Below are 13,384 nucleotides of genomic sequence, written 5' to 3'. Positions count from 1 at the left end.
CTATTGTGAAAGCTAGACTGATTGGGATTATCCCTTCGCTTGGTAGAAACTCCATTCCCGCCATTGCAGGCGTGCTGCTGTTCATGGCGGCCGGGAGCCTTCAAGCGAAAAAGCTTCCTGGCGTCATCAACTGCACCGCCGGATGCACGCTGACAACCCCGTATCCCGATCCGGTGACCAACCAGCAGCTTTCCCAAGAGGTCCAGAAGCTCAATGACGGCCGGACCACGGTCTGGACTGCCCAGACGCGCGTCCAGACCGGCGATGTCCTGACCGTCTGCAACGGTATTTCCTGCGTCAACTACACGTGGCGAGGTGCAGGTTTCGACTCCGGCGAAGTGATTTCGACCGTCCTCCCGCCCAACTCCCGCGGCGGTGGTGGCGGTGGTGGCGGCGGCGGTGGCGGCGGTGGCGGCGGTGGTGGCGGCGGCCCGATCAGCGGCGGCTGCCACGGCAACTGCGGCGGTGGCGGCAAGGTGCGGGTGGGCGAACTGGAACAGATGTGATCCATCCGGGGTGCACTCGACCAGAGTGCATCCATCGCGACATTGAAAAAGGCCAGCGCATAGCGCTGGCCTTTTTTCTTTGCCGGGTGCATTGCCCCATCCCAGGCGGCGCTGCTCAAGCACCTGCGGAGTGAGCCGATCGACGTCAGACGCCGGTCAACCGCAACCGGAATGACATCACGTCGTGCGACTGCACCCCATACAAAGGGCATCTTTCATCGGAAAAGAGGAAGGTGGAATGCTCGCCACCCAGGGTCGTGCAGCCATCGAATGGGAACCAATGTTCACGGATGTGAGCACTTAAACCATTGATTCCAATGGCGCGCCCGACAGGAATCGAACCTGTAACCGCCGGCTTAGAAGGCCGGTGCTCTATCCAGTTGAGCTACGGGCGCCCGAACCGGAACGGTGTCCAATCCGACGTGATGTGGGATTGGTCGGGGTAGAGGGATTCGAACCCCCGACATCCTGCTCCCAAAGCAGGCGCGCTACCAGACTGCGCTATACCCCGGTCTTGCAATCCCCTCGGGCCATGCCCGGGGAGCTGGTCATTGTCGCCAAGCGCATTGGGAACTGTCAACGCAGGATGCGTAGATCCGGCGCCTGCCACAACGCCGAAAGCAGTCATCGGCTATGCTCACGCCCATCGGCCGGATGGCCGTCCTGACCCTCATTCGCACGGAGAACGCGTATGCGCAGCGGCAACCCGGCTCTTTCCGAGTCCACCTTCCTCGACCTCGCCAGTGGCTCGGTGGTGACCAGCCCCGACCAGGCCATGACCCTCAACGGCACCGTCAACAAGACCGGTTTCCTGCTGCTGTTGACCGTATTAACGGCCGCTTTCGCCTGGAACCAGACCATCGGCGACTACGGCCAGGTCTTGCCCGGTGCCAGGCTGTATGCCATGGGCGGCGCCATCGGCGGCCTCGTGCTGGCGCTCATCACCGTCTTCAAGAAGGAATGGTCGCCGGTCACCGCACCGATGTATGCGCTGGTGGAAGGCCTGTTCCTGGGCGCCATCTCGGCCGTGTTCAACGCCAAGTTCCCGGGCATCGTGTTCCAGGCGGTGCTGCTGACCTTTGGCACCCTGTTCGCGCTGCTGTTCGCGTACCGCAGCGGCCTGATCAAGGCCACCGAGAACTTCAAGATGGGCGTGGTCGCCGCCACTGGCGGCATCGCCCTGCTCTACCTCGCGTCGTTCGTGCTGGGCTTCTTCAACATCGACGTGCCGGTGATCCACGACTCCAGCTGGCTGGGCATTGCTTTCAGCCTGTTCGTGGTAGTCGTGGCCGCGCTGAACCTGGTGCTGGATTTCGACTTCATCGAAACCGGTGTCGCCCAGCGTGCACCGAAGTACATGGAGTGGTATGGCGCATTCGGCCTGATGGTGACCCTGGTCTGGCTGTATGTTGAATTCCTGCGCCTGCTGTCGAAGATCCAGCAGCGCTGAGCCGAAACATGCCGTAGACGACAAAGGGCGCCCTTCGTGGCGCCCTTTTTTGTTCTTCCCTCAGCGCGCCAGCAGTACCGGCAGCGACGACGCCAGCAACGCGATGCCTGACGCGGTCAGCAGGCCCAGCACGACCTGCCGGAAGCGTGCCTCGCTGATGCCGATGTAGACCCGCGCGCCCAGCAGGGTCGGCACCAGCATGGCCGGTGCCACGATGGCGAAGTACGGCAACATCTGCCGGCTCACCAGGCCGCTGCCGACATAGGTGGCCATGGTCACCGCCAGCATCGCCAGGTTGAAGTTCTGGATGACCGCGCGCTGCTCGTCCTTGCCGAAGCCTCGCAGGGTGCTCCACAACGTCGGCACCGGCCCGGCAAAGCCGCCGATGCCACTGAGCACGCCACCGGCCATGCCAGCAATCGCATCACCGATACGGCCGCCGACGCGGACCGGAGGCAACGAGCGCGCCATCAGCATCACCGGGCACCACAGCGCCAGGAAGCCACCCAGCAGCGCCTTGAACCAGTCCATGTCCAGCCGTGGCAGCACCGTCACGCCCAGCGGAATGCCGGCCAGCCCACCCAGCACGAACGGCAGCAGCAGGCGCAGGTTGAAACCGCGGCGCACGGTGAACACTGCGACCAGCTGCCCGACCAGCGCACCAAACACCGAAAGCGTCGCCGCCAGCCGCGGCTCCAGTCCCCACGCCCAGAACGACATCGCCACCATGCCAAAGGCGAAGCCGGACAGGCCCTGCACGAATCCGGCGACGATCGCGCCCAGCGCGACCAGCAGATACACCGACTCCATCACCACCTCGGTTGCTGCCGCGCGACTACCCCGCCGCGCCCACCTGTGCAGCGTAGTGCGCCGCAAGGTGCTCGACCAGCGCACGCACCTTCGGCGCCAGCGCCCGCGCGTGCGGATACAGCGCGAAGTAGCGCCGCTGTCCGGCGTGCCAGGCGGGCAGCACGCGGATCAGGCGGCCGGCACGCAGGTCCTCCTGCACGGTCAGCGCAGTGAACAGGCTGATGCCCATGCCAGCCAACGCAGCGGCATACAACGCTGGCGTCGCATCCACCCGCAGGCGCTGCCCCGCCTCGATGCTCGCGGCGGCACCGCGTGGCCCCTGCAGCTGCCAGGGCGACATCGCCGCTGTGGGACTGAAACCCAGCAGCGTGTGCTGTGCGAGGTCCGAAGCCTGCCGGGGCAGACCGTGCCGCGCCAGATAGGCCGGTGCGGCGACCAGGATGCGTGGGCAGCTGGCCAGCTCGCGGGCGACCAGCTGGCTGTCCGGCAAGGAAGGCGCGATGCGCAGCGCCAGGTCGAAGCCGCCACCGACGACATCGACCAGTTGATCATCCGCCGACAGGTCAAGCGCGACCTGCGGGTAGCGCTGCAGGAACGACGGCAGCCAATGCGGCAACTCCTGGCTGGCGACCACCTGCGGCACGCTGATCCGCACGGTGCCGCTGGGCTGTGCCTGCCCTGCGCGTGCGCGGTCATCCGCCTCCTGCAGGCGATCCAGCAGCGCTGCCGCCTCGCGGTAGTAATCGCGACCGGCTTCGGTCAGTGACAGCCGACGGCTGTTGCGATCGAGCAGTCGAACCTGCAGATGTTCTTCCAGCTGCCGCAGTTGCCGTGACATCGCCGAATGGGTGGTACCCAGTCGTTCGGCGGCGGCGGTGAAACTGCCTGCATCGACGATGGCGCGCAGCGCACGCAGGGCGGCGAAATGGTCCATCGGCGGGCAGCTCCAGGTGGCGGGGCCCGCGGCGTGCGGGCCCCGTCAGCTTATCAAGCGCCGTCGCCGGCCTTGCGTACCGGCAGGGCCAGGATTGCATCGGTGCCCAGGACGTCGCCGAAGGTGTCTTCAATCTGCGCCAGCGAGGCGTCATGCAGCGCGCGATGACCGATGCGCTGGCCTCCGGCAAGATCCAGATCACGGCTGGCGGTTGCATCGGACGATACGATCACCCGGTAGCCACGCGGTGCCGCTGCGGCATCGCGGGCGGCACCGGCCACGCAGGCATGGGTCTGCAGGCCGGTGACGATCAGGGTGTCGATGCCGGCATCCTTCAGCACCTGGTCGAGCACTGCGGCCGAGTCACCGGCGAACACGCTGACGTTGTCCTTCTGCACCACGGTCTCACCTTTGCGCGGCTGCAGGTCGCGATGGAAGGCGGCATTGACGCTGCCCTGCGCGAACAGCGGCGCACCAGCCGGCAACACGTGCTGCACATGGATCACGCGGATGCCGTGGGCATCGGCGAACTCGACCACCCGCTTCGCCTGCCGCAGTGCGGCCACGCCATCGGGGATGACCATGCGGCCACCGGCGAAGCCCGGCGCAGCGCTGCCGTCGAAGTATTCGTTCTGGAAGTCGATCACCAGCACGGCGGTCTTCGCCGCATCCAGCGAAGCCACAACGGGTGCGCCAGCCATGTGGCGAATGGTGGGATGGGCCGGTTCGGCAGCGGTGACGGGGGTAACGGCGGCCATGCCGATCAGGCTGGCCAGACCAAAGGCGGTGAGGTTCATGTTCAAGCTCCTGTGCGGTGGAAAGTGGGCACATGATGCGGAGCGGACGGCGCACGAACCAGCCGTGTAGAAGCACATGATCTGTGCGAATTTCGCACAGTATGTCCTTGTAGCGTCGAGCCATGCTCGACTACGCAGGAGCAGTCGAGCATGGCTCGACTCTACTGGGCCAGCTTGACCCCATTGAGTCGCACGATCATCGCGTGGTCACGACCCAGCACCACTTCGGCGGTATTGCTGCCCGCGCGCACGGCACGTGCAAGGCCCGCCGGATACTTCACTGGGACGCCGGCCAGGGTCTGCACATGCTGGGCCGGAGAGATCCTGCTCCTGATCACGAACTCGGCACAGCTGCCTTCGAGCAGATACACAGGCGATCCTGCCGGAAATTCGATCAACCGCAGGATGCGCGCCTCGCCCTCCTGCATGCTGCGGAGGGGCGCCCCCTGCGTCCGCAGGCGGCGCAGCGCGCGCTGGGCGCGGGACCACGGCCAGTAGAAGATGGCGTAGATCGCCACGCCGACAGCATAGACGGCAACGGCCGCCACGACCCACACGGCCGCCTCAGGCATCTGAAAAAATCCTGTCGGTGAAAAACCGCAGTTGAAAACGCAGACGGGCCGTACAAGGACGGCCCGTCTTCAACGCATGCAGGCCCGGCCTGGACATCGCCGAGACGATCTCCAGCCGGATCGCCGGCCGCTTACAGGCGGCTGGCGATGGCCTGGGCGAAGCTCATGGTGGTGCCGGTGCCGCCCAGGTCGCCGGTCAGCGAATCCTTGGCTTCCATGGTCGCCACGATGGCCTTGCGCAGGCGCTCGGCATTTTCCGGCTGGCCGACATGGTCCAGCATCTGCGCGGCTGCCAGCAGCAGCGCGCACGGATTGGCCTTGCCCTGGCCAGCGATGTCCGGCGCGGTGCCGTGCACGGCTTCGAAGATCGCCGCGTCCTTGCCGATGTTGGCACCCGGGGCCAGGCCCAGGCCGCCGACGAGGCCGGCGCACAGGTCGGAGATGATGTCGCCGAACAGGTTGGTGGTGACGATCACGTCGAACTGTTCCGGACGCATCACCAGCTGCATGCAGCAGTTGTCGACGATCATTTCCTGGAATTCGATGTCCGGGTACTGCGCAGCCACTTCACGGGCGACATTCAGGAACAGGCCCGAGGTCGACTTGATGATGTTGGCCTTGTGTACGGCGGTGACCTTCTTGCGGCCGGTGCTCTTGGCCAGCTCGAAGGCGTAGCGCACGATGCGCTCGGAGCCCTTGCGGGTGATGCGGGTGCCGGAGAAGGCGGTCTCGCCGTCGGCCGACACTTCCTGGCCTTCGGCCAGGTAGGCACCTTCGGTATTCTCACGCACGGTGATCAGGTCGACGTTGTCGAAACGCGACTTGGTGTTCGGGAAGGTGTGGGCCGGACGCACATTGGCGTACAGGTCGAAGTGACGGCGCAGGCTGACGTTGATCGAGGTGAAGCCACCACCGACCGGGGTGGTCAGCGGGCTCTTCAGCGCGACCTTGTTGCGCGCGATCGATTCCAGGGTCACCGCCGGCATCAGGTCGCCGTGCTTTTCCAGGGCCACCAGGCCGGCGTCGGCGTCTTCGTACTCCAGGCCAGTCTTGAGCTGGTCGAGCACGAACAGGGTGGCGTCCATGATTTCCGGGCCAATGCCGTCGCCGCGGATGACCGTAATTTTCTGCGTCATTGATCGATGTTCCGAACAGGGGGAAAAACGCCGTCCGGACGTGCCCGGAAACGCCGGCGCAAAGGAAGTTTCACCGGCAATTATGCCTGAGCCGGGGCCGAGGTCCCAAATAGACCATGGTCCCAGTGCCCGGCTCAGGCAGAATTGCCCGCGCATCCCACCTTATCCCCGCACCTGTCGGCGCGCCCCCTTGAACAACAAGGGGGCTCCTGGGCTGATGGATCGCGGGGAAGCGCTCGGTAGGGCCGGCCGCTGGCCGGCAACCTCGGCCATGTGGGGTTCACGGGATGCCGGCCAGCGGCCGGCACTACCGGGAGGGCCACAGGACCCGGTTCCCGGCGCCCGTCAGGTTCAGTGCGCGTGCGCTTCCGGGGCGGCGGCGCCGCCTTCGAGCTGGTCGAGGAAGTCGACCGCGCGGCGCAGGTGCGGGATCACGATCGAGCCGCCGACCACCAGGCCGACCGAGAAGGTCTCGAAGAACTCTTCTCGGGTCACCCCGGCGTCCTTGCACTGGGCCACGTGGTAGCTGATGCAGTCGTCGCAGCGCAGCACCATCGAGGCCACCAGGCCCAGCAGTTCCTTGGTCTTCACATCCAGCGCGCCGGCCTGGTAGGTCTGCGTGTCCAGCGCGAAGAAGCGGCGCACCACCTGGTTCGGCTCGCCCAGGATCCGCTCGTTCATGCGCTTGCGGAAGTCGGTGAACTCGGCGATGCGGTCCTTGCTGCCGTCGTCGGCCGCGCTCATGCCTGGCCCTGCCCGGCCAGCAGCGGCTCGAGCTTGCCTTCACGGTGCAGGGCCATCATGTCGTCGTAGCCGCCCACGTGGACGTCGCCGACGAAGATCTGCGGCACGCTGGTACGGCGGGTCAGTGCCATCATCTTCTCGCGCTCGACCGGGTCCAGGTCGATGCGGACCTCGGTCCACTGCTGGCCCTTGCTCTTCAGGAAGTTCTTGGCGGCCACGCAGTACGGGCAGACGGCGGTGGAATAGATGGTGATGGCGGGGGCACCGCCGGCGGTCTGGGCTGTCACGGGAAACTCCACGATGGATCGACGGTCTACATATGGTACCGGTGCGCTGGAATTTCCACGCCACGGCCGCAACACTGTGGATTAACGAATGGTTGCCCCCCACCCTGCCACGCTTGGCGCGCCCTGCCCGAGGACCCACTGCTTGCGAGCCCTGCTGCTGACTACCGCCGTCACCCTGGCCCTGGCCATGCCACTCGCCCAGGCCCAGGAGAAGCTGCCCGACATCGGCTCCTCGGCCGGCGAGCTGCTGACCCCGGCCCGCCAGGCCGAGTACGGCGCGATGATGCTGCGCGAGCTGCGCAACTACGGCTACCTGCTGGATGACCCGCTGGTCAACGACTGGCTGCAGACCATGGGTACCCGGCTCGGCTCCAACAGCGACCAGCCTCGCCAGCCCTACACGTTCTTCGTGATGAAGGACCGCCAGATCAACGCCTTCGCCACGCTGGGCGGCTACATCGGGGTCAATGCCGGCCTGGTGCTGACCGCCGAGCGCGAGGACGAGGTCGCGGCGGTGCTGTCGCACGAAATCGCGCACGTCACCCAGCAGCACGTGCTGCGCGGGGTCGAGCGTGCCCAGCGCGACCAGATCCCGATCCTGCTCGGCATGCTGGCGGCGGTGGTGGCCGCACAGGCCAGCAACAGCACGTCGTCCGGCAACGCGACCATGGCCGCGATCAGCTCGGGCATGGGCCTGATGCAGCAGCGCCAGATCAACTACACCCGCTCCAACGAATCCGAGGCCGATCGCCTCGGCATCCGCACGCTGTCGCGCAGCGGTTACGACGTGGACGCCATGGCCGGCTTCTTCGAGCGGATGGCATCGGCGATGCGCGGCAACGAGGGTGGCTACAGCGTGCCCGAGTTCCTGCGCACCCATCCGGTCAACATCACCCGCATCAGCGAGGCGAAGGCCCGCGCCGACCAGATGAAGAAGGACACGGTGCTGCTGACCACCAGCACCCCCAGCGGCGAGCGCAGGGAGCGCGTGGACCCGGCCGATCCCAGCCTGGCCGAACCTCTGTTGCGCGGAACCAACCCGCTGCTGCCCAGCAGCGTGCTGCGCATCCCGATGGGCCAGCTCAGCCGCGGCGCCAGTGGCGACTTCGACTGGGCCCGCGAGCGCCTGCGCGTGCTCAGCGCGGATTCCACCCCCGAGCTGGAACGCGAGTATGCCGATCTGGCCAAGCGTCAGAAGGACGGCCTCAACGATGCCCAGCGCTATGGCCAGGCGCTGGCGGTGATGCGCAGCGGTCGCGCTGGCGCCACCCAGGCCCGGCAGACCCTGGCAGGCCTGCTGCAGACCCGCCCGGACAACCTGTGGCTGGCTCTGGGGCTGGGCGAGGCCGAATCGCGTGCAGGCCAGACCGCCCAGGCCAACAGCCGCTTCGAGCAGTTGCTGCGTCAGCACCCCAACAGCCGTCCGGTGGCGCTGACCTATGCCGAGATCCTGAACGAACAGGGCAGCCGCGAGGCGGGCCAGCGCGCGCAGGCCATGCTGCGGCCCCTGCTGTCGCAAAGCGGTAACGATCCGGTCTTCCAGCAGCGGTACGCCCGCGCAAGCGAGTTGGCCGGCGACAGCGTGCGTGCCAGCGAGGCCTACGCCGAGGCGGCCTTCCTCAGCGGCCGGCCGGAACAGTCGCTGATGCAGCTGCAGGCGCTCAAGCGCAACCCGGCGTTGGACTACGTAGGCCGGGCGCGGGTGGATGCGCGCATCGAGGCGATCACCCCCACCGTGCTGGAGCTGCGCCGGCAGGGCGTGCAGGACCCGGACCTGGACCGCCGCTGAGCGCTGCATGACCGGCCGATGGCAATCCCGAACGGTTCCGGCCAGGTAGTCACAAACATGTCATCAAACCGTAGTCTACTGGCACCACTCCAGTAACCGAGCCCTACGGTGTCCTCGTGCAGAAACGCATCCTGATCGTCGATGACGAGCCCGCGATCCGTGAAATGGTCGCCTTCGCCCTGCGCAAGGGCGATTACGAACCGGTCCACGCCGGCGACGCCCGTGAGGCCCAGACCGCCATCGCCGACCGCGTCCCCGACCTGATCCTGCTGGACTGGATGCTGCCCGGTACCAGCGGCCTGGACCTGGCCCGGCGCTGGCGCAAGGAAACCCTGACCCGCGAAGTGCCGATCATCATGCTGACCGCCCGCGGCGAAGAGAACGACCGCGTGGGTGGCCTTGAAGCCGGCGTCGACGACTATGTGGTCAAGCCGTTCTCGGCGCGCGAACTGCTGGCCCGCATCCGTGCGGTGATGCGCCGCGCCCGCGAGGACGACGAGGACGGCAGCGTGGCGGTCGGCCCGATCCGCATCGACGGCGCCGCCCATCGCGTGTTCGCCAACGACCAGCCGGTGCCGATCGGCCCGACCGAATACCGCCTGCTGCACTTCTTCATGACCCACCCGGAGCGCGTCTATACCCGCGCCCAGCTGCTGGACCATGTGTGGGGCGGCAGCGTGTACGTGGAGGAGCGCACCATCGACGTGCACATCCGCCGCCTGCGCAAGACGCTGGAACCGTTCAACGCCGAAAACATGGTGCAGACCGTGCGCGGCGCCGGCTACCGCTTCTCCACTGCTACCTGAGCCTCGTCGTGCCGGCACCGCGCACCTGCGGGTGCCGGCGCCGGCAACTCTGCTATAACCCTCGGTTCACCCCAGTGAACCGCCGCACCTCAACGACGAGATCGCAATGCCCCGCCACATCCGCTCTGCCTGGTTGAAGACCCTGGCCACCGTTGCCGCGGTACTGCTGTTCGCCGGACTGGTGGGGTGGTTCACGGGCCATCTGTGGTTGTGCATCGCGTTGGGCGCGCTGGCCACGCTGGCATGGCATTACTGGCGCCTGCGCAGCGTGCTGCGGCGGCTGACCGCGCGCCAGCGATGGGATACCGCCGAAGAAGGCACCGGCGTCTGGAACGAGCTGGACCGCCTGCTGTACCGCAACCAGGTGGAAATGCGCGTGCGCAAGCGCCGCCTGCTGGACATGCTGCGCAGCTATCGCGCTGCGGCCGCCGCACTTCCCGATGCGGTGGTGGTGCTGGACCGCAACAGCCAGCGCGTGCAGTGGTTCAACGAAGCGGCCACCGCCCTGCTCGGCCTGCATCACCCCGGCGACCTCGGCGAAGCCCTGGTTGAACGCCTGCAGCCGATGCCGCTGGCGCACTGGCTGGCCGGCGGCCGCAACGCCGAACCGATCCTCGACGTGCCTTCGCCGGTCGATCCGGCGATCCGCCTGAACCTGCGCCTGATTCCCTATTCGTCGGATTACTGGCTGCTGATCGCCCGCGACGTCAGCAAGCTGCTGCGCCTGGAACAGGTGCGCCGCGATTTCGTGGCCAACGTTTCACACGAACTGCGCACGCCGCTCACCGTGGTGCACGGCTACCTGGACATGATGGACCCGGAGGACTTCCCGGGAACCGGACCGATGCTGGAAGAAATGCGCAAGCAGAGCCAGCGCATGGCCCAGCTGGTGGAAGACCTGCTGACCCTGTCGCGCCTCGAATCGCAGGAACACAGCGAGGAAGAGACCGTGGCCATGCAGCCGATGCTGGCGACGCTGCGCCGCGAAGCCGAAGCGCACAGCCAGGGCCGCCACCAGATCAGCATCGACGACCTGGCCGGCGTTGACCTGCAGGGCTCGACCAAGGAACTGCACAGCGCCTTCTCCAACCTGGTCACCAATGCGGTGCGCTATACGCCGGCCGGTGGCCGCATCGCCGTGGAGTTCCGCCGCGAAGGCGACGGTGCCGTGCTGGCGGTGCGCGATTCCGGCTATGGCATCCCGGCCTCCCACCTGCCGCGCCTGACCGAACGTTTCTACCGTGTCTCCAGCAGCCGCTCCCGCGAAAGCGGCGGTACCGGCCTGGGCCTGTCCATCGTCAAGCACATCCTCGGCCTGCACCACGCACGGCTGGAGATTGAAAGCGAAGTCGGCAAGGGCTCGGTGTTCTCCTGCCATTTCGATGCCGACCACGTGCGCCCGCGCGAGTCCGCCCCCTGACCTCCATCGAAGAATGACGCCATGAGCAGCCTCGGATCCCTCCCCCTCCCCGTGAGCCCGGACAACGATCCGTTGCGCGACCCGGCGCTGTACATCAACCGCGAGCTGTCGCAGCTGGATTTCAACTTCCGCGTGCTGGCCCAGGCGATGGACCCGCAGGTGCCGCTGCTGGAGCGCCTGCGCTTCATGTGCATCTCCTGCACCAACCTCGACGAGTTCTTCGAGATCCGCGCCGCCGCCGTACGCCACGCGCAGGAATTCGGCCTGCCGCCGGCGCCGGACGGGATGAGCCCGCAGGCCATCCTCAACGCCATCCATGACCGCGCCGCGGAACTGGTGGACCAGCAGTACCGCTGCTGGAACGAGACGCTGCGCCCGGCGCTGATGGACGCCGGCATCGGCGTGCTCGGCCGCCATTCCTGGACCGATCGCCAGAAGCGCTGGCTGCGTGCGTACTTCCGCAACGAGATCATGCCGGTGCTGTCACCGCTGGGCCTGGACCCGGTGCACCCGTTCCCGAAGATCCTCAACAAGTCGCTGAACATCGTGGTGGTGCTGAAGGGCACCGACGCGTTCGGCCGCGCCGGCCACCTGGCCATCGTGCGTGCGCCGCGCTCGCTGCCGCGCATCATCCAGCTGCCGGAAAAACTCGGCGGTCCGCAGAACTTCGTGTTCCTGTCGTCGGTGCTGTCGACCTTCGTCGATGAGCTGTTCCCGGGCATGGAAGTCCAGGGGGCCTACCAGTTCCGCGTCACCCGCAATTCCGAGCTGGTGGTGGACGAGGAGGAAGTGGAGAACCTGGCGCTGGCGCTGCGCGATGAACTGGTCGACCGCGGCTACCGGCCGGCGGTGCGCCTGGAGATCGCGCAGGACATGCCACGCGACATCGTGCGCACCCTGCTGCAGAACTTCGGCCTGACCGAGAACGCGGTGTACCGCATCGACGGCCCGGTCAACCTCAACCGCATCATCCAGCTGTACGACCTGATCGCACAGCCGGACCTGAAGTACCCGCCGATGACCCCGCGCACGCTGCGCGACAGCGACGGCATCTTCGAGACAGTGGCGCGCCACGACCTGCTGCTGCATCACCCGTTCGATGCCTTCACCGCCGTGCTGGACCTGATCCGGCAGGCGGCGGTCGATCCCAACGTGCTGGCGATCAAGCAGACCCTGTACCGCACCGGCAAGGATTCGCTGATTGTCGATGCACTGATCCAGGCCGCACGCAACGGCAAGGACGTGACCGTGGTGGTCGAACTGCGCGCCCGCTTCGACGAGGAAGCCAACCTCGGCCTGGCTGATCGCCTGCAGGAGGCCGGCGTGCAGGTGGTGTATGGCGTGGTCGGCTACAAGACCCACGCCAAGATGCTGCTGATCGTGCGCCGCGAGGGCCGCAAGCTGCGCCGCTATGTGCACCTTGGTACCGGCAACTACCACAGCGGTACCGCCCGTGCGTACACCGACATCAGCCTGATCACCGCCGATGCGGACATCGGCAACGATGTGCACCTGCTGTTCCAGCAGCTGTCCGGGCTGGCCTCGAAGATGAAGCTCAAGCGCCTGCTGCAGTCGCCCTTCACCCTGCACACCGGCATCCTCGGCCGCATCGAGCGCGAGACGCGCATCGCCGCCGCCGGCCGCCCGGCGCGGATCATCGCCAAGATGAACGCCCTGAACGAACCGCAGGTGGTGCGCGCGCTGTACGCCGCCTCGCAGGCCGGCGTGCAGATCGACCTGATCATCCGCGGCGCCTGCACCCTGCGCCCGGGTGTGCCGGGCATCTCGGACAACATCCGCGTGCGCTCGATCGTCGGCCGCTTCCTGGAGCACAGCCGCGTCTACTGGTTCGGCAACGACGGCGCACCGGAGATGTACTGCGCCAGCGCCGACTGGCTGGAACGCAACCTGCTGCGCCGGGTCGAGACCTGCTTTCCGATCCTCGACCCGGAGCTGGCCAAGCGGGTCTACCGCGAGGTCCTGCAGAACTACCTGGACGACAACCTCAACGCCTGGGAACTGGATGCCGACGGCATCTACCACAAGCGTGCGCCCGCCCACGACGAGGCACCGCATTCTGCGCAGATGGCACTGATGCAGGGTCTGTAACCCGGTGTGTCGACCAAGGTCGAC

13 protein-coding genes and 2 tRNA genes are annotated in these 13,384 nt (G+C 66.8%); 6 read left to right on the top strand and 9 right to left on the bottom strand.

The window, feature by feature from the left end:
• The first annotated feature begins 5 nt into the window (after positions 1-5).
• Complete coding sequence (locus ACZK4Z_RS04410; protein WP_478451199.1) at positions 6-506, top strand: hypothetical protein; 501 nt, start codon at positions 6-8, stop codon at positions 504-506.
• A 318-nt stretch (positions 507-824) separates the two neighbouring features.
• Here ACZK4Z_RS04410 and ACZK4Z_RS04405 read toward each other — a convergent pair.
• Together ACZK4Z_RS04405 and ACZK4Z_RS04400 are read right to left on the bottom strand one after the other, a co-directional pair.
• Positions 825-901: transfer RNA gene (locus ACZK4Z_RS04405), tRNA-Arg, on the bottom strand.
• A gap of 39 nt (positions 902-940) precedes the next feature.
• Positions 941-1,017 (bottom strand) — tRNA-Pro (locus tag ACZK4Z_RS04400).
• 180 nt (positions 1,018-1,197) lie between these two features.
• Between ACZK4Z_RS04400 and ACZK4Z_RS04395 the strand changes: the two genes are divergently transcribed.
• On the top strand, positions 1,198-1,956 hold the full coding sequence (locus ACZK4Z_RS04395) for a Bax inhibitor-1/YccA family protein (protein ID WP_010483901.1): 759 nt from the start codon (positions 1,198-1,200) through the stop codon (positions 1,954-1,956).
• Between the two features lie 60 nt (positions 1,957-2,016).
• Here ACZK4Z_RS04395 and ACZK4Z_RS04390 read toward each other — a convergent pair whose 3' ends face one another.
• The 7 genes from ACZK4Z_RS04390 to grxC all read right to left on the bottom strand — a co-directional run bounded on the left by ACZK4Z_RS04390 (position 2,017) and on the right by grxC (position 7,236).
• Positions 2,017-2,766 (bottom strand): sulfite exporter TauE/SafE family protein, encoded by a 750-nt coding sequence (locus ACZK4Z_RS04390; protein WP_032129085.1) that lies wholly within the window; start codon positions 2,764-2,766, stop codon positions 2,017-2,019.
• Positions 2,767-2,791: 25 nt separating this feature from the next.
• Positions 2,792-3,700, bottom strand: a complete 909-nt coding sequence (locus ACZK4Z_RS04385) for a LysR family transcriptional regulator (protein ID WP_125895356.1) — start codon at positions 3,698-3,700, stop codon at positions 2,792-2,794.
• A 53-nt stretch (positions 3,701-3,753) separates the two neighbouring features.
• Positions 3,754-4,497: a cysteine hydrolase family protein gene (locus ACZK4Z_RS04380; protein ID WP_125895357.1), complete on the bottom strand. Its 744-nt coding sequence runs from the start codon at positions 4,495-4,497 to the stop codon at positions 3,754-3,756.
• A gap of 161 nt (positions 4,498-4,658) precedes the next feature.
• Positions 4,659-5,069, bottom strand: a complete 411-nt coding sequence (locus tag ACZK4Z_RS04375; RefSeq protein WP_125895358.1) for a hypothetical protein — start codon at positions 5,067-5,069, stop codon at positions 4,659-4,661.
• A 131-nt stretch (positions 5,070-5,200) separates the two neighbouring features.
• A complete protein-coding gene (locus ACZK4Z_RS04370) occupies positions 5,201-6,205 on the bottom strand; it encodes an isocitrate dehydrogenase (RefSeq protein WP_032129081.1) in 1,005 nt (334 codons plus the stop codon).
• Positions 6,206-6,556: 351 nt separating this feature from the next.
• Positions 6,557-6,949 carry a carboxymuconolactone decarboxylase family protein gene (locus ACZK4Z_RS04365; protein ID WP_004146041.1) on the bottom strand — a complete coding sequence of 131 codons (393 nt, stop codon included), beginning with the start codon at positions 6,947-6,949 and terminating at the stop codon, positions 6,557-6,559.
• Entirely contained in the window at positions 6,946-7,236 is a 291-nt protein-coding gene (gene grxC, locus ACZK4Z_RS04360) for a glutaredoxin 3 (protein WP_049400919.1), read from the bottom strand. The genes ACZK4Z_RS04365 and grxC overlap by 4 nt, the downstream gene beginning before the upstream one ends.
• Before the next feature lie 142 nt (positions 7,237-7,378).
• On the opposite strand from grxC, the gene ACZK4Z_RS04355 reads away from it, so the two are divergent.
• From ACZK4Z_RS04355 to ppk1, 4 genes are all read left to right on the top strand, one after another.
• Entirely contained in the window at positions 7,379-9,025 is a 1,647-nt protein-coding gene (locus ACZK4Z_RS04355; protein ID WP_032129079.1) for a M48 family metalloprotease, read from the top strand.
• A gap of 116 nt (positions 9,026-9,141) precedes the next feature.
• Positions 9,142-9,831, top strand: a complete 690-nt coding sequence (gene phoB, locus ACZK4Z_RS04350; protein WP_005408258.1) for a phosphate regulon transcriptional regulator PhoB — start codon at positions 9,142-9,144, stop codon at positions 9,829-9,831.
• A 106-nt stretch (positions 9,832-9,937) separates the two neighbouring features.
• On the top strand, positions 9,938-11,251 hold the full coding sequence (phoR, locus tag ACZK4Z_RS04345) for a phosphate regulon sensor histidine kinase PhoR (RefSeq protein WP_478451196.1): 1,314 nt from the start codon (positions 9,938-9,940) through the stop codon (positions 11,249-11,251).
• Between the two features lie 21 nt (positions 11,252-11,272).
• Positions 11,273-13,360, top strand: a complete 2,088-nt coding sequence (gene ppk1 / locus ACZK4Z_RS04340) for a polyphosphate kinase 1 (RefSeq protein ID WP_032129077.1) — start codon at positions 11,273-11,275, stop codon at positions 13,358-13,360.
• Positions 13,361-13,384: the final 24 nt, after the last annotated feature.

It is taken from the genome of Stenotrophomonas sp. 71799_Sma, from assembly GCF_056482505.1.
Note: the sequence above shows the minus strand (reverse complement) of the source record. Positions and strands in the feature narration are given on the sequence as shown.

Bases quoted from the DNA above. Each gene is read 5' to 3' on its own strand.
- ACZK4Z_RS04395 (WP_010483901.1), top strand. From the start codon at position 1,198: ATGCGCAGCGGCAACCCGGCTCTTTCCGAGTCCACCTTCCTCGACCTC.
- ACZK4Z_RS04390 (WP_032129085.1), bottom strand. From the start codon at position 2,766: ATGGAGTCGGTGTATCTGCTGGTCGCGCTGGGCGCGATCGTCGCCGGA.
- ACZK4Z_RS04385 (WP_125895356.1), bottom strand. From the start codon at position 3,700: ATGGACCATTTCGCCGCCCTGCGTGCGCTGCGCGCCATCGTCGATGCA.
- ACZK4Z_RS04380 (WP_125895357.1), bottom strand. From the start codon at position 4,497: ATGAACCTCACCGCCTTTGGTCTGGCCAGCCTGATCGGCATGGCCGCC.
- ACZK4Z_RS04375 (WP_125895358.1), bottom strand. From the start codon at position 5,069: ATGCCTGAGGCGGCCGTGTGGGTCGTGGCGGCCGTTGCCGTCTATGCT.
- ACZK4Z_RS04370 (WP_032129081.1), bottom strand. From the start codon at position 6,205: ATGACGCAGAAAATTACGGTCATCCGCGGCGACGGCATTGGCCCGGAA.
- ACZK4Z_RS04365 (WP_004146041.1), bottom strand. From the start codon at position 6,949: ATGAGCGCGGCCGACGACGGCAGCAAGGACCGCATCGCCGAGTTCACC.
- phoR (WP_478451196.1), top strand. From the start codon at position 9,938: ATGCCCCGCCACATCCGCTCTGCCTGGTTGAAGACCCTGGCCACCGTT.
- ppk1 (WP_032129077.1), top strand. From the start codon at position 11,273: ATGAGCAGCCTCGGATCCCTCCCCCTCCCCGTGAGCCCGGACAACGAT.